Origin of the sequence: Pseudorhodobacter ferrugineus DSM 5888 (assembly GCF_000420745.1) — a bacterium.
In the GTDB taxonomy this organism is placed as follows: domain Bacteria; phylum Pseudomonadota; class Alphaproteobacteria; order Rhodobacterales; family Rhodobacteraceae; genus Pseudorhodobacter; species Pseudorhodobacter ferrugineus.
In genome coordinates this window covers 217,573-233,097 of sequence record NZ_ATVN01000001.1, presented here as the reverse complement: position 1 = coordinate 233,097, position 15,525 = coordinate 217,573, and the positions used below count along the sequence as shown (strand labels likewise).

Genomic DNA, 15,525 nt, shown 5'->3' with positions numbered 1-15,525 from the left:
GCCCGTAAGCGGTTTTTCACGGCTGGGCCTTAACCCTTTACCGCCTTTACAATCTTTTGCGCGCCATCTTTGAGGTTTTCCGCTGCAATCACGGCCAGCCCGGAATTGTTGATGATGGCTTTGCCTTCTTCAACATTGGTCCCTTCCAAACGCACAACCAGCGGCACTTTCAGACCCACTTCTTTCACGGCCGAAATAACCCCTTCGGCGATCACATCACAGCGCATGATACCGCCAAAAATGTTGACCAAGATACCCTTAACATTCGGGTCGGATGTGATGATCTTGAACGCCTCGGTGACCTTTTCCTTGGTCGCCCCGCCGCCCACATCCAAAAAGTTCGCAGGCTCGGCACCATAGAGCTTGATGATGTCCATCGTCGCCATTGCAAGGCCGGCACCGTTGACCATGCAGCCAATTTCACCGTCCAGCGCGATATAGTTCAGGTCGAACTTGGACGCTGCCAGCTCCTTCGGGTCTTCCTCGGTCTCATCGCGCAAGGATGCGATATCGGCGTGGCGATACATCGCGTTTCCGTCAAAGCTCATCTTGGCATCAAGGCATTTCAGGTTGCCATCGGGTGTCACGATCAGCGGGTTGATCTCCAGCATCTCCATGTCTTTTTCGACAAAGGCTTTGTAGAGGATTTTAATCAAACCGACGCATTGCTTGACCTGACCACCGGTCAGACCCAAGGCAAACGCCACGCGGCGACCGTGGAAATCAGACAAGCCCGAGGCCGGATCGACCGAGAAGGACACGATTTTTTCGGGCGTGTTGGCGGCGACTTCTTCGATATCCATACCGCCTTCGGTCGAGGCGACGAAGGAAATGCGGCTGGATTGACGGTCAACCAGCAGGGCAAGGTACAGTTCGCGCGCGATGTCGGAACCGTCTTCGATATAAATGCGGTTCACTTGCTTGCCCGCAGGGCCGGTTTGGTGCGTGACCAAGGTGCGACCCAGCATTTGCTTGGCCATCTCGGCCGCTTCGGCCACCGATTTTGCAAGGCGCACGCCGCCTTTTTCACCGGCCTGCGCCTCTTTGAAATGGCCCTTGCCGCGACCGCCTGCGTGGATTTGCGCCTTTACCACCCAAAGCGGGCCATCCATCTCGCCCGCCGCCGTCTTGGCCTCTTCGGCTTTCAGGACAACGCGACCATCGGACACAGGCGCCCCATAGCTGCGCAACAGGGCTTTGGCTTGGTATTCGTGAATGTTCATCGACTGTCCCATCGGTAAGGAATTTGGCCCGTCATGCCACAAAAACAGGCCGATTCAAAAGGGATTTATCGGAAAAGCAGCTTTTGACGGAAAATTCCGACATTTGTGATCACAGCCTTGAAAAGTGTGATCACAAAGCTGATCGGTTTAACGAACCCTTATGATTCGCAGGCTTCAATGATGGCCTTTCAGCCAAGATAAAGGCAAGCATTACACGCCAAAATGGGGGCCTATCCCGTTGAACAGCCCCCACGCCAATTTACCGCTTTGCCGCTTTACGCGATTTTGACTTTGCTTTCTTCGGTGGTGTTTGCCCCCTATCGGGCAGCACGAAGATAAGGTTCGTTTCACGGACAACAGGCGTTTGCCGCTGCTTTGCGATTGGGGCAAGCGGTGGCATGCGCCGCTTTTGAAACCGCGACGTTGGCAGCGGAGGATAAGCGATCCCCCTCCGCTGAGAGTTCAGGGTCACTATTGTACGTGGACCCTTCTTCCCACTCCAACGGTGTGAAACCTTGATCCCCGTGCTTACGGCCTTTGTCGCAACCGCACCGCTCAGAAACAGGCCGGTATAGACTGCCCAATCGGGCAAAAGTGTCAGCAGATCTTGCATGTTCGCTCTCCCTTTCGCGAATAGTGTCGGGCAGGATTATTCCGGTTTGCCGGTTCTTAGCCTTTCCCCAACACCACAGCGATGCATCCTTGGGGCCGCCTTTGTTCATTCTGTTACACGCTCGTTGGGAAAATGTAGCAAACGCTATGTAACGCTAAGATGACATCCAGATCACAGTCAGATAACACTCGCAAAACCCACAAACAACATACTGAAACATATAGGTTTTTTTGTAACAAAAAAGCGGCCGCTGGTTTCCCAACGGCCGCTTTTTCTGATTCGACTAGGCCACTTTACATGGCCAAAATCCGTTCGCCCTTAGACCAGCGACGGGTCAATCTCTTTGCAGGCCGCCATAAGGCCCTTTACCGCGTCTACCGACTTGTCGAACATCGCCTGCTCGGCCACGTTCATCTTGATGTCGGCGATACGTTCAATGCCGCCCGCGCCAATGATTGTGGGGACGCCCACATACATGCCCTTCACGCCCAGCTCGCCATCGCAATAGGCGGCACAAGGCAACATACGCTTTTGGTCTTTCAGGTAGGCTTCGGCCATTTCAATGGCGCTGGTCGCAGGTGCATAAAACGCCGAACCTGTTTTCAGCAGGCCAACAATTTCGGCGCCGCCATCACGGGTGCGCTGGATGATTGCATCCAGTTTGTCTTGGGTCGTCCACCCCATTTCGACCAGATCGGGCAGTGGAATGCCGCCAACGGTGGAATAGCGGGCCAAGGGCACCATCGTGTCGCCGTGGCCGCCCAGAACGAATGCGGTCACATCGCGCATGGAACAGTTGAATTCGACCGACAGGAAGTGGCGGAAACGGGCGCTATCCAACACGCCAGCCATGCCGACAACCTTGTTGGTGGGCAGGCCGGAAAACTGCTGCAACGCCCAAACCATCGCATCCAGCGGGTTGGTGATGCAGATCACGAATGCGTTCGGCGCGTGTTTGGCAATGCCTTCACCAACCGATTTCATCACTTTCAGGTTGATGCCCAACAGGTCATCGCGGCTCATCCCCGGCTTGCGGGCAACGCCTGCGGTCACGATGCACACATCGGCGCCTGCGATATCGGCGTAGTCGTTGGCGCCTTTCATGCTGGCGTCAAAACCCTCGGACGGGCCGGATTGCGCAATATCCAGCGCCTTGCCTTGCGGGGTGCCTTCGGCAATGTCGAACAGGACGATATCGCCCAGTTCCTTGATCGCGGCGAGATGGGCGAGTGTACCGCCAATCTGCCCCGCGCCGATAAGTGCAATCTTGGGTCTAGCCATGATATCCATCTCCGGGTCGGGTGTGTTTGAATGCGTGGATGCCTAGCCCCTTGGCGGGCATTAAGCAAGAGTGCCGCAACGCGGCATTGCCCTTGCTAGCGCGCAAAGGTTAATGTTTGCGCTAAAGTCATCAGAAACTTGTGGGGCAAGACATGGACGGCACGGGGTTTTGGGTCGCAGCTGTGCTTGCATCAGTCGCCGTGGGGCTGTCGAAGGGCGGATTGCCGGTGGTGGCGATGATGTCGGTGCCGATTCTGTCGCTGGTGATGCCGCCGTTGCAGGCGGCGGGGTTGTTGTTGCCGATCTATATTGTGTCGGATTGGTTTGGCGTTTGGGCATACCGCCGCGCCTATGATCTGCGGGTGTTGAAGATCATGTTTCCGGCCACAGCCATTGGCATTGGGCTGGGTTGGGCCACGGCCAACCTGATTTCCGAGGCGATGGTGGGCGGAGTGATCGGGGCGTTGGGCAGCAGTTTTGCCGCCAGTCGTTTGTTGGGGTGGGGGGCAAATGCTGGCGCGCAGGAACCGCGTGTTGTGCCGGGGGTGGTTTGGGGCACGGCGGCGGGGTTCACCAGCTTTGTCAGCCATGCAGGTGGCCCGCCCTATCAGATTTACACCTTGCCCCTGCGCCTGCCAAAGGCGGTGTTTGCTGGTACGTCGACCATTTTGTTCACATGGGTGAATATGGTCAAACTGCCGGCCTATATGTCCGTCGGGATTTTGTCGTTTGACAGCCTGCACATTGCGGTGTGGTTGTTCTTACCCGCAACCTTGGCGGTGTTCGCAGGCGTGCGGCTGGTGCGGTTACTGCCCGAAAAGCTGTTCTACACCTTGGTACTATGGGCGCTTTTGTTGTTGTCCTTGCGCATGTTGTGGGTGGCTTTGGCCTGACCTCAGGCCGGTTCGCCCTTGGCGGGCAGCGCGTCAACCATCGCCTCGAACCCTTCGCCCGATGCCACAAGGCAGGTTTGGCCTTGCGGCGTGGTCACGGTGATTGTCCAGCTTTGCGATGTGGCGGATGCGAACAGTTCCATCACCATATTATTCGCTGCAATCCCCATAGACTGGCGCGTTTCGCCATATTTATCGGCAAGCTGGGCCAACACCGTGGCGCGCGGGCCGCATTGCGGGGTTTGGGCATGGGCCTGCGCCACAAGGATCAGCGCGCCGAACCCAAGCGACAGCGCAAAGAGTTTCTGTGTCATGGTAGTCCCTTTCTATGGCCAGCAATCTTAGGGTCAAAGCCTGCGCCTGAAATGCGCAAGAAAGGTTAATCAGCCGCGCCATGCAGGTGGGATGCTGCATTGCGGCAAATTTGGGGTTGAGGAATCTGCTAAAATCGTGACCCATAACGTAACAAAATTGCGAGAGAGAATCATGTCCACCATTCGCCCCTACCGCTCTGCCCTCTACATCCCTGGGTCCAAAGACCGTGCGCTGGACAAGGCGCAAACCCTTGCCACCGATGCGATCATCTTTGACCTAGAGGATGCCGTGGCACCGGATGAAAAAATCGCCGCCCGCGCGCTGTTGGTGCAAACTTTGGCGAAGGCCGATTATGGCAGGCGCGCAAAGATTGTGCGGGTGAACGGGTTGGATACGGAATGGGGCGCCGATGATGTTGCGGCCTTTGTCGGATCAGATATCGACGCGCTGCTGATCCCCAAGGTGTCGACGCCCGAGGATTTGGACGCCGTGGCCGACCTGACCCCCGATGTGCCGCTTTGGGCGATGATGGAAACCGCCTTGGGGATGCTGAACGCCACATCCATCGCCGCACATCCGCGCCTTGCAGGCATGGTGATGGGCACGAATGATCTGGCCAAGGAGCTGAACAGCCGCTTTCGCGCCGACCGTTTGCCGATGCAGGCGGGGCTTGGCCTGTGCCTGCTCGCGGCCAAGGCGCATAACCTGACCATCATCGACGGGGTCTATAACGCGTTCAAGGATGACGAAGGCCTGCGCGCCGAATGCGAACAGGGGCGCGATATGGGGTTTGACGGCAAAACCCTGATCCACCCCGCGCAATTGGAGATCGCCAACACAGCCTTTGCCCCAAGTGAGGCCGAAATTACCCTCGCCCAGCGCCAGATTGAGGCGTTCAATGCGGCACAAGCCGCAGGGCAAGGTGTGGCGGTTGTGGATGGGAAGATCGTAGAGAACTTGCATATCGTCACGGCACAGGCGACTTTGGCAAAAGCAAAGGCCATCGAGGCCCAATCCTAAACCAAAAGGCGACCCCATGTTCCTTATTCTTCTCGGCCTGATCCTCTGGTCCGGCGTCCATTTCTGGAAACGCATCGCCCCCGACCACCGCGCACGGTTCGGGGACAAAGGCAAAGCGATCGTCGCCATAGGCTCGGTGATCGCGATTGTGCTGATGGTCATCGGCTACCGCGCCGCCGAAGGCACGGTCTTTTGGGGCCGCAGCTCTGCGATGACCGGCATCAACAACCTGCTGATGCTGTTTGCTTTTTACCTGTTCGCCGCATCGGGTGCCAAAACCCGCGTGACCAAATGGGTGCGCAACCCGCAGCTAACGTCGGTCAAGGTGTTTGCCATCGCGCATTTGCTGGTGAATGGCGACACGCCATCCTTTCTGCTGTTCGGCGGCCTGTTTGCTTGGGCGCTGGCCGAGGTGATTGTGCTGAACCGCGTGGCACCGCCCGGCCCTTATCACGCTGTTCCAATCAAGAAAGAGATTACCGCAGTCGTCGCAACCATCGTCGTCTTTTTCCTCACCGCCGCGGTCCATATCTGGCTCGGCTACAATCCATTCGGGTGATCCATGAAACTTTATCGCTTGCTAACCGAAGAAGACACTTCGGCCTTTTGCCACAAAGTCACCGACGCGCTGAACAAAGGGTGGGAGCTTTACGGCTCTCCCACCTATGCGTGGGATGCGGCTCAGGGCGTCATGCGCTGCGGTCAAGCTGTGGTGAAAGAGGCCCCCGGCACCTATACGCCCGACACCAAGCTGGGCCAGCACTAACACCGGCAAACGGTGCGCTAAAGCACACCCTACGGCTGTTGTAGGGTGTGCTTTAGCGCACCACACCAACCCACCGCCCCCACCCCAAGGACCATCCCATGAAAACCAATTCCGGCCGCTTTTTCGAAGATTATGCCTTGGGCGAAACCATCCACCATGCCGTGCCGCGCACCTTGGCCGAAGGCGAACGCGCGCTGTACCATGCGCTTTATCCCGCCCGCCACGCGCTGTATTCATCCGATGATTTTGCGGGTAATTGCGGGTTGGAAGGGTCGCCGCTGGACGATCTCATCGCCTTTCACACCGTGTTCGGCAAAACCGTCCCCGATATTTCCTTGAACGCCATCGCCAATCTTGGCTACGCAGATGGTCGCTGGCTGGCCCCCGTCTACCCCGGCGATACGCTGCGGGCGCAAAGCACGGTGATCGGGCTTAAACAAAATTCCAACGGCACATCCGGCGTGGTTTATGTACGCACCACCGGCCTGAACCAACGGGATGAGCCCGTCCTTGAATACGTGCGCTGGGTCATGGTCCGCAAAAACCGCGACACGCCTGCGCCCGAAACCGTGATCCAAGACCTGCCCGAAACCGTCACGCCAGACCGGCTTGTCATCCCCGAGGGATTGGATTTCACCGATTACGACTTCACGCTGGCGGGTGAGCCGCACCGCTGGGGCGACTACGCCATCGGCGAACAGATCGACCATGTCGACGGCGTCACGATTGAAGAAGCCGAACATATGCTCGCCACTCGGCTGTGGCAAAACACCGCCAAGGTGCATTTTGATGCCACCCACCGCGATGATGGCCGCCGCCTGATCTATGGCGGCCATATCATCAGCTTGGCGCGTGCGCTGTCGTTCAACGGGCTGGCGAATGCGCAGATGATCGTGGCGCTGAACGCAGGCGCGCATGCCAATCCCTGCTTTGCCGGAACCACCGTGCGGGCATGGTCGCAGGTGCTGGACAAGGCAGAAACCGACGCACCCGGCGTGGGGGCGATCCGCTTGCGTCTGGTTGCCGTGCAACACATTGAAAATACCGAAACAAAGCCCTTTGCTTTGCGCGGGCCCGATGGCAAATATGACCCATCTGTGTTGCTTGATCTTGATTATTGGGCGCTTATGCCCCTCTGACCCCCTCATATTAAACGGAGTCCCATCGTGGCTTTGCGTATCCTCTCCCTCTCTGCCGCCCTGATCGGGTTGGCAACCGTTTCGACTGCCCAATCGGTAGAGGTCACAGCCGGCCTGGGCGTGACCTCCAACTATATCTCCAACGGCCATACCCTGTCGAACGACAAACCCGCCGTTCAAGGCTATATTGAAGGGTCGTTTTCCGGCTTTTACGGCGGTATCTGGATGTCGTCGCTGAACGATGGCACCGACAATACCGAAACCGACCTGTCGCTAGGCTATCGCAACGAACTGCCGAATGGCCTTGGCTATGACATTGGCTATACCCGCTATCTTTACAACAATTCCGGCAATTGCTGTGGCGAATTTGCCTTGGGCATGGATTACAGCCCGTCCGATGTGACGACAGTGGGCGGCTCTGTGTCCTATGATCCGGGGTCCAAGGTAAATACGGTTGAGCTGACCGGCGATTATGCGTTGAACGACCAGTTCAGCCTGTCGGGTTCACTTGGCAAGGTTCAGCACGCGCAGACCTATGCGGATCTGGGCGTATCTTACAGCTTGAATGACACATCGACGGTAGATATGCGTTATCATGATGCCAATGATGCCCGCGGCCGCCTTGTGGTGGGCCTTGCATTTGACACCTCGCTGTTTTCGCGCTGATATCTTACCGCATCGGGGGGCTTTGATGCGCCCCCTGATGCCCGCGCGCAGGCCATCGCCACCGACGTCCACTGTTCCGATCCCGCAGACTCTGTTAGACACACCGCAGTTGCCTACCACTCTGCGGCCCCTCGCACCCCAAGGATGTCCAATGCTCCGCACGCTTGCCGTCTCGCTGTTGCTTGCAGCCCCCGCCCATGCCGATGGCGCGCAGGATTTTGTCACCGCCAACGTCATCTCGACGCTGTACCATGAATTCGGCCATGCGCTGATCGACCTGACCGATGCGTCGGTCTTGGGCCGCGAAGAAGACGCCGCCGATATCCTTTCAGTCATTTTGCTGGATGAGTTTTGGGAAGAAGACGCGGCAGAATCCATTACCGCCCTGACGGCTTTGTCGTTCGAACTGGCTGCACAAGAGGCCGAAGAACCTGCCTATTGGGATGTGCATGGCCTTGATATGCAACGCTATTACAATCAGGTCTGCCTGTTTTACGGCGCAGACCCGGACACCCGTGCAGCTTTGGCCGAAGAATTCGCCCTGCCTGCCGAACGCGCCGAAACCTGTGTCGAGGAATATGATCTGGCTGCAGCCTCTTGGGCCGCTGTACTGGACCCGCTCACCGCCTCAGAGCCCACCAAATCCATCGGCTTTGACGGCGAAACCAGCAGCGATATCGGCGCACTGATTGCAAGCGAGGTCACAGACCTGAACCAAGCCTTTACCCTGCCCAAACCCGTGACCGTCGCACTCACATCTTGCGGTGAAGAGAATGCCTTTTACGACCCCGAAACCGCAACCATTACAATTTGCACCGAATATGTCGAATTCTTGGAACGCCAAGCCATCGCCAATGATTTGTGATCACAAACCACAAGCCCAGCCCCAGATCACAGCAGACAGACCGTGACCCAAAGCACTGGCCTTGATCGTGTTCCCGTGACTTTCCTGCACTTTCGACACGACTCTCTTAAATTGTCCACCACCTCCCATGCGCTCAAAATTGTGATCACAGCTTTCGATATTGTGATCACATGACCCAACTTTCTGCATGGGCCCAGCCAAAAACCGCCTAAATATCCCGTCTCTCTAGGTGACTCGCGCCAAAAATGCGCTATTCATTGTCAAAGCAGAAAGACCGCGCGCGGATAGGTCCGGCACGGCACAGCCTTGAGGAATACAGCATGGCAGACGCAAAACGGATTGAACGCCCCCTTTCCCCCCACCTTCAGATTTACCGCCCGCAGTTGACATCGATCACCTCGATCCTGACGCGCATCACGGGCAACGGGCTTATCGTTGGCACGATGCTGGCGGTGTGGTGGCTCTTGGCGGCGGCAACCTCGCCCGAATATTTCGCGGTGGCCAATGCCGTTGCGACCTCGTGGTTCGGCGATCTGGTGTTCACCGGCTCGCTTTGGGCGATCTGGTATCACTATCTTGCTGGCATGCGGCACCTCTATTGGGACAGCGGCAAAGGCATGGATATTCCCACAGCCGAAAAGCTGGGTTGGGCCATCATCGGCGGGTCGGTCATTCTGACCATCCTCACCATCATTCTTGTGCAATAAGAGGGCTGCGATCATGCGTTACCTAACCGACCGCAAACGCGCTATGGGCAAGGGCTCTACCCGCTCGGGCACCGAACACCATTGGTTCATGACAGTGTCGTCCGTTGGCCTTGCCTTTATGGTGCCGACTTGGATCTACATCTTCGGCTCGGCCCTTGGCGGCACGCATGAACAGGTGCTTGCCACCTTTGCTCGCCCGTTCCCCGCCATTCTGACCGGCTTGGTCATTTTCATCGGTATGCGCCATTTCGCCAAAGGCGCCACCATGATGATCGAGGATTACGCCAGAGGCTCTGCCCGCCGCGCGCTGATTATCCTCGCCATTTCCCTCTCTTACGCGATCACCGCGACGGGGCTTTTCGCCCTCGCCCGTATCGCGCTCTAAAGGACTGACCATGACCGCATATGAATATGAAACACATGAATACGACGTTGTTGTCGTGGGGGCTGGCGGCGCTGGCCTGCGCGCCACGCTTGGCATGGCCGAACAAGGCCTGCGCACCGCCTGCGTAACCAAGGTTTTCCCAACCCGTTCGCACACCGTCGCGGCCCAAGGTGGTATCGCGGCGTCCTTGTCAAACATGGGACCAGATAACTGGCAGTGGCACATGTATGACACCGTCAAAGGGTCTGACTGGCTGGGCGATACCGACGCGATGGAATACCTCGCGCGTGAGGCGCCAAAGGCGGTCTATGAACTGGAACATTACGGCGTGCCGTTTTCGCGCACCGAAGAAGGCAAGATTTATCAGCGCCCCTTTGGCGGCCACACCACCGAATTCGGCGAAGGCCCGCCTGTACAGCGCACCTGTGCCGCCGCCGACCGGACCGGCCACGCGATCCTTCACACGCTTTACGGCCAATCGCTGAAAAACAACGCTGAATTCTTCATCGAATATTTCGCGCTTGATTTGCTGATGGACGACGATGGCAAATGCCAAGGCGTTGTCTGCTGGAAACTCGACGATGGCACCATCCATGTGTTCAAGGCGAAAATGACCGTGCTGGCAACGGGCGGCTATGGCCGCGCCTATTTCTCCGCCACCTCTGCGCATACCTGCACCGGCGATGGCGGCGGCATGGTTGCCCGCCAAGGCCTGCCCCTGCAAGATATGGAATTCGTGCAATTCCACCCCACCGGCATCTACGGCTCGGGCTGCTTGATCACCGAAGGGGCGCGCGGCGAAGGCGGCTATCTGACCAACTCCGAAGGCGAACGTTTCATGGAACGCTACGCCCCGCATTACAAAGATTTGGCCCCCCGCGATTACGTGTCGCGCTGCATGACCATTGAAATCCGCGAAGGCCGCGGTGTTGGCCCGAACAAGGACCACATCCACTTGCACCTCAACCACTTGCCGCCAGAACAGCTTGCGCTGCGCCTGCCCGGCATTTCGGAATCGGCCAAGATTTTCGCAGGCGTCGATCTGAACAAAGAACCGATCCCCGTTCTGCCAACCGTGCATTACAACATGGGCGGCATCCCCACCAACTATTGGGGCGAGGTATTGAACCCAACGGCAACGGACCCGGACGCCACCGTTTCCGGCCTGATGGCCGTGGGCGAGGCAGGCTGTGCATCGGTGCACGGCGCAAACCGTCTTGGCTCGAACTCCCTCATCGACTTGGTGGTGTTTGGTCGTGCGGCTGCCATTCGCGCGGGCACGGTGGTTGACCGTGGCGCACCCTCGCCCGTGTTGAACCAAGCCAGCCTTGATGCCGCCCTTGCGCGGTTTGACCGGTTCCGCCATGCCGACGGCAGCACACCCACCGCCGATCTGCGCTTGCAAATGCAAAAAACCATGCAAGAGGATGCAGCCGTGTTCCGCACCGATGCCACACTGGCCGAAGGTGTACGGAAAATGACCGAGATCGCGGCCAAACTGGATGACATCAAAGTCACCGACCGCAGCTTGGTCTGGAACACGGACCTGATGGAAACGCTGGAACTGGCGAACCTGATGCCGAACGCCTTGGCCACGATCCACGGCGCCCATGCCCGCACCGAAAGCCGCGGTGCCCATGCGCACGAAGATCACCCAACCCGCGACGATAAAGAATGGCGCAAGCACACTTTGGCCGTTGTGACGGGCAACAAGGTAAAGCTGGATTACCGCCCAGTGCACCTTGATCCGCTAACAACCGAGGCCGAAGGCGGCATCGCGCTTGCCCGCATCGCCCCCGCAGAACGAAAGTTTTGATCCAATGACCCAGCGTCTGATACATAAGGCCTGCCTGCCCCGCTTTGCGGTCTGGGCCGCGTTTTCTGTGCTGGCGCTGGCGTCTTGCACCACCGCCAATCCGGTCGAAGCGGTGGCGCGGGCCTCGGCCAAATCGGTGGTTCTACCAATCGTGCAGCAGCGCCTACCCGGCCCGCAGGCCGAGGCTGTGGCTGTCTGCGTGATCGACAACGCCAGCGCGGATGAGATTTTCAGCCTTGCCCGTGATGTTGGCACCCGCGCAGGCAGTACCACTGTGCAAACGGTGGCCACCATCTTGCAGCGGCCCAATACGGCCCAATGTGTCCTTCGGGCAGGTATTCCCGGATTGTCGGGGCTGGCCGGATGATAAAGCTGGTGGCGCCTTTTGCTGTGTTGCTCCTGTCTACCGCTTGCGGCCCCGTTTCGCAGGCCGAGGCCGAACGCCAGTGTTTTGCCCGCGCCTACAACGCCGCCGCCCCTCGGGGCGAGGTTGTGGTCGGTGTCAGCAACGGCAAGCCAGTGGGGCGGCTAGAGCTGGGGGTAAGCAGCGATTTCCTGATGGGCCGTGACCCTTCGGCCGTCTACGACTCCTGCGTGTTTCAAAAAAGTGGCATGCCCCCCAGCCGTCCCCTCTATTCCCGCGCCGATTGGAAAGGGTGACAGATGGCCCCTGACACCGCCCAAATCGACCGCGCCCAAGTGAACCGCTTTTTGCGGCGCAAGGGGCTGACCGCGATTGCCGATAAATCCCGCGCCGAACATCTGCAAAGCTTTGGCCTTGCCCCCGATGTGGTGTTCGATATCGGCGTCGATATGGGCACGCCGTTCCTGTATCAGGCCTTCCCCGATGCCCGTTTCGCCCTGATCGACCCCCGCGCGGAATCGCGCGCGGCGCTGACAGGCCCCGACGCGCCCCGCCTTGCGCAGTTCTTTGAAACCGCGCTTGGCTCGGCCCCCGCCAAACTCACCCTGAACATCCCGCATTCCGATAAGGGCGAACAAGGCGCTATGGCCAGCCTGCGCCAACGCACCGATACGATGGCGACCAAGTTCAACCGCATTGAAACCCGCACCGTCGAGGTTACCACGCTTGACCATATCGCCGCCACGTTCAAAGGCCGCGTGGGCCTAAAAATCGACACCGAAGGGTTCGAGGATGAGGTGCTGTCTGGCGCCACCGAAACCCTCCTGCGCACCGATTTCGTCATTCTGGAACTGTCGCTTATTCAGCGCTTTGCCGGTATCGCCCCGCCGTCCCACCTCATCAACCGCCTCGCTGTTGCCGGCCTTGAATTCCGCGATGTGCTGCGGATGACAGGCGATGGCAAAGGCGGAGGCGCGCCCCGCCTTATGGATATTCTGTTCACGCGGTGGCACCCCCACGCCCCCGCCCCCCAAAACCACGCTTCTTAAAGGAGACGGACCCATGGTTCAGTTCACCCTGCCCAAAAATTCGACCATCCGCACGGGCAAAACATGGCCCAAACCATCCGGCAGCAATGTCCGCAAATTCAGCATCTACCGCTGGACCCCCGATGATGGCGAAAACCCGCGGGTTGACACCTATTTCGTCGATATGGATACCTGCGGCCCGATGGTTCTGGACGCGCTGATCAAGATCAAGAACGAGATCGACCCCACGTTGACCTTCCGCCGCTCTTGCCGCGAAGGCATCTGTGGCTCTTGCGCCATGAACATCGGCGGCATCAACACGCTGGCCTGTATCTACGGGCTGGATGAGGTGAAGGGCGATGTCAAAATCTACCCGCTGCCCCACCTGCCCGTGGTCCGCGACCTTATCCCCGACCTGACCCATTTCTATGCCCAGCACGCGTCGATCATGCCGTGGCTGGAAACCAAAACCAACACGCCCGCCAAGGAATGGCGCCAGTCGATTGAGGACCGCGAAAAACTCGACGGGCTTTATGAATGCGTGATGTGCGCTTGCTGCTCCACGTCCTGCCCCAGCTACTGGTGGAACTCGGACCGCTACCTTGGCCCCGCCGCCTTGCTGCACGCCTATCGCTGGATCGTCGATTCACGCGATGAGGCAACGCCACAGCGCCTTGATGACCTTGAAGACCCGTTCAAGCTCTACCGGTGCCACACCATCATGAACTGCGCCAAAACCTGCCCCAAAGGCTTGAACCCCGCCAAGGCCATCGCCGCGATCAAAAAGAAAATGGTCGAACGCGTGGTCTAATGCCCGCGCGGCCAAGGCACCCTAAAGCGCCTTGGCCGCCGTTTCGACCAAAGACGCCCCCTTTTTCTGTTCACAAATATCCATCACAATCTGCCCCGCAAGCGCAGTGCTGGATTGCACACATGCCCTATCCGCATTGCTGCGTTGCAGAAAAAGTCATGGTGCATCTACGCCTCAGGGCTTATCTTGTGCGTGGGAGGAACCCCGTAACACCCGAGGTTCACATGACACAGATCACCAAAACCCCAGCACAGCTGGCACTGGACATCCTTGCACAGGCCTATGCCTATTATGATGCCCCACCCACGCAGTCCAAACTGCCGCAACCGCTGGAATATTACGAGTATGTCGCCGCAGCATAACCCCAAGGCTTTGCAGCCACGAACGGGCATGGCATAACCGCGCCATGCCCCTTCTTCTCCTAATCCTGCTGCTTGGCACCTTGGCCTATATGTGGCTCTCACGCCGCAACTCTACGCTGACGCGGCACTGCCGCTGGCGGCTGGATCGCACGGGTGGGCCAAACCATTACCGCTGCGCCGCGTGTAACGCCGAAATGGACACGGCGGGCAAACCACCGCGCGATTGCCTGCGCAAGGCCAAGCCCTAAATCCGCCGCGCCGCCCCAGCCACGCGCACGCCTGCCCCCGCCACGCCTGTCACCTCGACCAGCAGCTCTGATAGGCTGCCCATATCCTCGCCTTGCAAAATCACAAACCGCCCGCCCTTGGACAACCCGTTCCAATCGCGGTCCACCATCGCACCCGCCAGCGCCGCCGCCGCAGCCCCCGTGGCCGCATCTTCAACCACGCCGCCAATGGCAAAGGCGTTGCGGGCATTGACGCGGTCAGGGGCGGCAAACTGGATCAGGCTGATCGTGGTCCAGCCCTGCTGCGCCATTAACGCGCGGCCCGTTTCAAAGTCATAGGTCATACGCGCCAACACAGCGCGATCCGTCAGCGCCAATACGGCATGGTCCGCGCCCGCATGGGCGACAAGCGGTGGAAAGGCAGGGTCCAGATCCCCGGCCTGCCAGCCGAACAGCGCCAAAACCTGCACCAGCACCGCAGGCGCCAAATCCTGCGAACGGGTAGGTGGCGAGGTCAGAACCGCCCGCCAGCCATTCGCGGCCTGTTCCGCCTCCACCGAAATCTCGGCCTGTGCCAGCGACAAATCATACCGCCCCGCACCAAAGCGTTCGCCCAGCTCCGCCCCCAGCGCAATCGTCGCATGGCCGCAAAACGGCACTTCGCCTTCGGGCGCATAGTAGCGCACGCGCCAGCCCGCCCCTTGGCGCGCCGCAAACACCGTTTCGGAATAGCCGATCTCTTTGGCAATCGCCTGCATTTCCGCAGCACTTGGCAGCGCATCGGCCAACATCACCCCCGCAGGGTTTCCACCCGCGCCATCCTTTGCAAAGGCAGCAATCCGCTCAACCGTCATCACATCTCTCCTTGTATCCGGCGGCCAGAATGGCACGCCAAACAGGTTTTTGGAAATCACCAATCGTGCGGGCTGTCCGCACATTTGATAATCAGTGGACCGTGTACGGGCCTGTGTTCGCAGGTTAATTTCAGGTTAACAAAAACAGTAAAACATATTATTATCAGTGATTTACAAATTTGTTCGCGCG

General features: G+C 58.7%; 20 protein-coding genes. 16 read left to right on the top strand and 4 right to left on the bottom strand.

Annotated elements, in window-relative coordinates; all coding sequences use genetic code 11:
• Nucleotides 1-29 precede the first annotated feature (29 nt).
• Together sucC and mdh are read right to left on the bottom strand one after the other, a co-directional pair.
• Complete coding sequence (sucC, locus tag G560_RS0101205) at nucleotides 30-1,223, bottom strand: ADP-forming succinate--CoA ligase subunit beta (RefSeq protein ID WP_022702488.1); 1,194 nt, start codon at nucleotides 1,221-1,223, stop codon at nucleotides 30-32.
• Between the two features lie 931 nt (nucleotides 1,224-2,154).
• Nucleotides 2,155-3,117 (bottom strand): malate dehydrogenase, encoded by a 963-nt coding sequence (gene mdh / locus G560_RS0101195; RefSeq protein WP_028913593.1) that lies wholly within the window; start codon nucleotides 3,115-3,117, stop codon nucleotides 2,155-2,157.
• A 152-nt stretch (nucleotides 3,118-3,269) separates the two neighbouring features.
• Between mdh and G560_RS0101190 the strand changes: the two genes are divergently transcribed.
• Entirely contained in the window at nucleotides 3,270-4,010 is a 741-nt protein-coding gene (locus G560_RS0101190; protein WP_022702483.1) for a sulfite exporter TauE/SafE family protein, read from the top strand.
• 2 nt (nucleotides 4,011-4,012) lie between these two features.
• Here the strand turns inward: G560_RS0101190 and G560_RS0101185 are convergent, their stop codons facing one another.
• On the bottom strand, nucleotides 4,013-4,324 hold the full coding sequence (locus tag G560_RS0101185; RefSeq protein ID WP_022702482.1) for a hypothetical protein: 312 nt from the start codon (nucleotides 4,322-4,324) through the stop codon (nucleotides 4,013-4,015).
• 172 nt (nucleotides 4,325-4,496) lie between these two features.
• Here G560_RS0101185 and G560_RS0101180 point away from each other — a divergent pair, with 172 nt between their 5' ends.
• The 15 genes from G560_RS0101180 (at nucleotide 4,497) to G560_RS0101105 (ending at nucleotide 14,502) form a co-directional block, all read left to right on the top strand.
• Nucleotides 4,497-5,345 carry an HpcH/HpaI aldolase/citrate lyase family protein gene (locus tag G560_RS0101180; protein ID WP_033419191.1) on the top strand — a complete coding sequence of 283 codons (849 nt, stop codon included), beginning with the start codon at nucleotides 4,497-4,499 and terminating at the stop codon, nucleotides 5,343-5,345.
• 16 nt (nucleotides 5,346-5,361) lie between these two features.
• Nucleotides 5,362-5,904: an NnrU family protein gene (locus tag G560_RS0101175; RefSeq protein WP_022702480.1), complete on the top strand. Its 543-nt coding sequence runs from the start codon at nucleotides 5,362-5,364 to the stop codon at nucleotides 5,902-5,904.
• Between the two features lie 3 nt (nucleotides 5,905-5,907).
• Nucleotides 5,908-6,111 carry a DUF1737 domain-containing protein gene (locus tag G560_RS0101170; RefSeq protein ID WP_022702479.1) on the top strand — a complete coding sequence of 68 codons (204 nt, stop codon included), beginning with the start codon at nucleotides 5,908-5,910 and terminating at the stop codon, nucleotides 6,109-6,111.
• A 98-nt stretch (nucleotides 6,112-6,209) separates the two neighbouring features.
• Nucleotides 6,210-7,250 carry a MaoC family dehydratase gene (locus G560_RS0101165; RefSeq protein WP_022702478.1) on the top strand — a complete coding sequence of 347 codons (1,041 nt, stop codon included), beginning with the start codon at nucleotides 6,210-6,212 and terminating at the stop codon, nucleotides 7,248-7,250.
• A 27-nt stretch (nucleotides 7,251-7,277) separates the two neighbouring features.
• Nucleotides 7,278-7,916, top strand: coding sequence for a TorF family putative porin (locus G560_RS20160; protein ID WP_022702477.1), 639 nt, complete (start codon nucleotides 7,278-7,280; stop codon nucleotides 7,914-7,916).
• 151 nt (nucleotides 7,917-8,067) lie between these two features.
• Nucleotides 8,068-8,781 (top strand): DUF4344 domain-containing metallopeptidase, encoded by a 714-nt coding sequence (locus tag G560_RS0101155; protein WP_022702476.1) that lies wholly within the window; start codon nucleotides 8,068-8,070, stop codon nucleotides 8,779-8,781.
• A gap of 320 nt (nucleotides 8,782-9,101) precedes the next feature.
• A complete protein-coding gene (sdhC, locus tag G560_RS0101150; RefSeq protein WP_028913591.1) occupies nucleotides 9,102-9,488 on the top strand; it encodes a succinate dehydrogenase, cytochrome b556 subunit in 387 nt (128 codons plus the stop codon).
• A gap of 13 nt (nucleotides 9,489-9,501) precedes the next feature.
• A complete protein-coding gene (locus G560_RS0101145; protein ID WP_022702474.1) occupies nucleotides 9,502-9,873 on the top strand; it encodes a succinate dehydrogenase, hydrophobic membrane anchor protein in 372 nt (123 codons plus the stop codon).
• A 10-nt stretch (nucleotides 9,874-9,883) separates the two neighbouring features.
• The gene (gene sdhA / locus G560_RS0101140) at nucleotides 9,884-11,689 is read left to right on the top strand and encodes a succinate dehydrogenase flavoprotein subunit (protein WP_022702473.1); all 1,806 of its coding nucleotides are present in this window, start codon (nucleotides 9,884-9,886) and stop codon (nucleotides 11,687-11,689) included.
• Nucleotides 11,690-11,693: 4 nt separating this feature from the next.
• Entirely contained in the window at nucleotides 11,694-12,056 is a 363-nt protein-coding gene (locus tag G560_RS0101135) for a hypothetical protein (protein ID WP_022702472.1), read from the top strand.
• The gene (locus tag G560_RS0101130) at nucleotides 12,053-12,349 is read left to right on the top strand and encodes a hypothetical protein (protein WP_022702471.1); all 297 of its coding nucleotides are present in this window, start codon (nucleotides 12,053-12,055) and stop codon (nucleotides 12,347-12,349) included. The genes G560_RS0101135 and G560_RS0101130 overlap by 4 nt, the downstream gene beginning before the upstream one ends.
• Before the next feature lie 3 nt (nucleotides 12,350-12,352).
• Entirely contained in the window at nucleotides 12,353-13,102 is a 750-nt protein-coding gene (locus G560_RS0101125; RefSeq protein WP_022702470.1) for an FkbM family methyltransferase, read from the top strand.
• A gap of 13 nt (nucleotides 13,103-13,115) precedes the next feature.
• Nucleotides 13,116-13,892: a succinate dehydrogenase iron-sulfur subunit gene (locus G560_RS0101120; protein WP_022702469.1), complete on the top strand. Its 777-nt coding sequence runs from the start codon at nucleotides 13,116-13,118 to the stop codon at nucleotides 13,890-13,892.
• Nucleotides 13,893-14,116: 224 nt separating this feature from the next.
• A complete protein-coding gene (locus G560_RS20915) occupies nucleotides 14,117-14,254 on the top strand; it encodes a hypothetical protein (RefSeq protein ID WP_022702467.1) in 138 nt (45 codons plus the stop codon).
• A 44-nt stretch (nucleotides 14,255-14,298) separates the two neighbouring features.
• The gene (locus tag G560_RS0101105) at nucleotides 14,299-14,502 is read left to right on the top strand and encodes a hypothetical protein (protein ID WP_022702466.1); all 204 of its coding nucleotides are present in this window, start codon (nucleotides 14,299-14,301) and stop codon (nucleotides 14,500-14,502) included.
• Here the strand turns inward: G560_RS0101105 and G560_RS0101100 are convergent.
• Nucleotides 14,499-15,419, bottom strand: coding sequence for a PhzF family phenazine biosynthesis protein (locus G560_RS0101100; protein WP_231575846.1), 921 nt, complete (start codon nucleotides 15,417-15,419; stop codon nucleotides 14,499-14,501). The genes G560_RS0101105 and G560_RS0101100 overlap by 4 nt on opposite strands.
• Between the last annotated feature and the right edge of the window lie 106 nt (nucleotides 15,420-15,525).

Excerpts from the sequence above, each read along its gene's own strand:
- sucC (WP_022702488.1), bottom strand. The coding sequence starts at position 1,223 with ATGAACATTCACGAATACCAAGCCAAAGCCCTGTTGCGCAGCTATGGG.
- mdh (WP_028913593.1), bottom strand. The coding sequence starts at position 3,117 with ATGGCTAGACCCAAGATTGCACTTATCGGCGCGGGGCAGATTGGCGGT.
- G560_RS0101190 (WP_022702483.1), top strand. The coding sequence starts at position 3,270 with ATGGACGGCACGGGGTTTTGGGTCGCAGCTGTGCTTGCATCAGTCGCC.
- G560_RS0101185 (WP_022702482.1), bottom strand. The coding sequence starts at position 4,324 with ATGACACAGAAACTCTTTGCGCTGTCGCTTGGGTTCGGCGCGCTGATC.
- G560_RS0101180 (WP_033419191.1), top strand. The coding sequence starts at position 4,497 with ATGTCCACCATTCGCCCCTACCGCTCTGCCCTCTACATCCCTGGGTCC.
- G560_RS0101175 (WP_022702480.1), top strand. The coding sequence starts at position 5,362 with ATGTTCCTTATTCTTCTCGGCCTGATCCTCTGGTCCGGCGTCCATTTC.
- G560_RS0101170 (WP_022702479.1), top strand. The coding sequence starts at position 5,908 with ATGAAACTTTATCGCTTGCTAACCGAAGAAGACACTTCGGCCTTTTGC.
- G560_RS0101165 (WP_022702478.1), top strand. The coding sequence starts at position 6,210 with ATGAAAACCAATTCCGGCCGCTTTTTCGAAGATTATGCCTTGGGCGAA.
- G560_RS0101155 (WP_022702476.1), top strand. The coding sequence starts at position 8,068 with ATGCTCCGCACGCTTGCCGTCTCGCTGTTGCTTGCAGCCCCCGCCCAT.
- sdhC (WP_028913591.1), top strand. The coding sequence starts at position 9,102 with ATGGCAGACGCAAAACGGATTGAACGCCCCCTTTCCCCCCACCTTCAG.
- G560_RS0101145 (WP_022702474.1), top strand. The coding sequence starts at position 9,502 with ATGCGTTACCTAACCGACCGCAAACGCGCTATGGGCAAGGGCTCTACC.
- sdhA (WP_022702473.1), top strand. The coding sequence starts at position 9,884 with ATGACCGCATATGAATATGAAACACATGAATACGACGTTGTTGTCGTG.
- G560_RS0101135 (WP_022702472.1), top strand. The coding sequence starts at position 11,694 with ATGACCCAGCGTCTGATACATAAGGCCTGCCTGCCCCGCTTTGCGGTC.
- G560_RS0101130 (WP_022702471.1), top strand. The coding sequence starts at position 12,053 with ATGATAAAGCTGGTGGCGCCTTTTGCTGTGTTGCTCCTGTCTACCGCT.
- G560_RS0101125 (WP_022702470.1), top strand. The coding sequence starts at position 12,353 with ATGGCCCCTGACACCGCCCAAATCGACCGCGCCCAAGTGAACCGCTTT.
- G560_RS0101120 (WP_022702469.1), top strand. The coding sequence starts at position 13,116 with ATGGTTCAGTTCACCCTGCCCAAAAATTCGACCATCCGCACGGGCAAA.
- G560_RS20915 (WP_022702467.1), top strand. The coding sequence starts at position 14,117 with ATGACACAGATCACCAAAACCCCAGCACAGCTGGCACTGGACATCCTT.
- G560_RS0101105 (WP_022702466.1), top strand. The coding sequence starts at position 14,299 with ATGCCCCTTCTTCTCCTAATCCTGCTGCTTGGCACCTTGGCCTATATG.
- G560_RS0101100 (WP_231575846.1), bottom strand. The coding sequence starts at position 15,419 with ATGTGCGGACAGCCCGCACGATTGGTGATTTCCAAAAACCTGTTTGGC.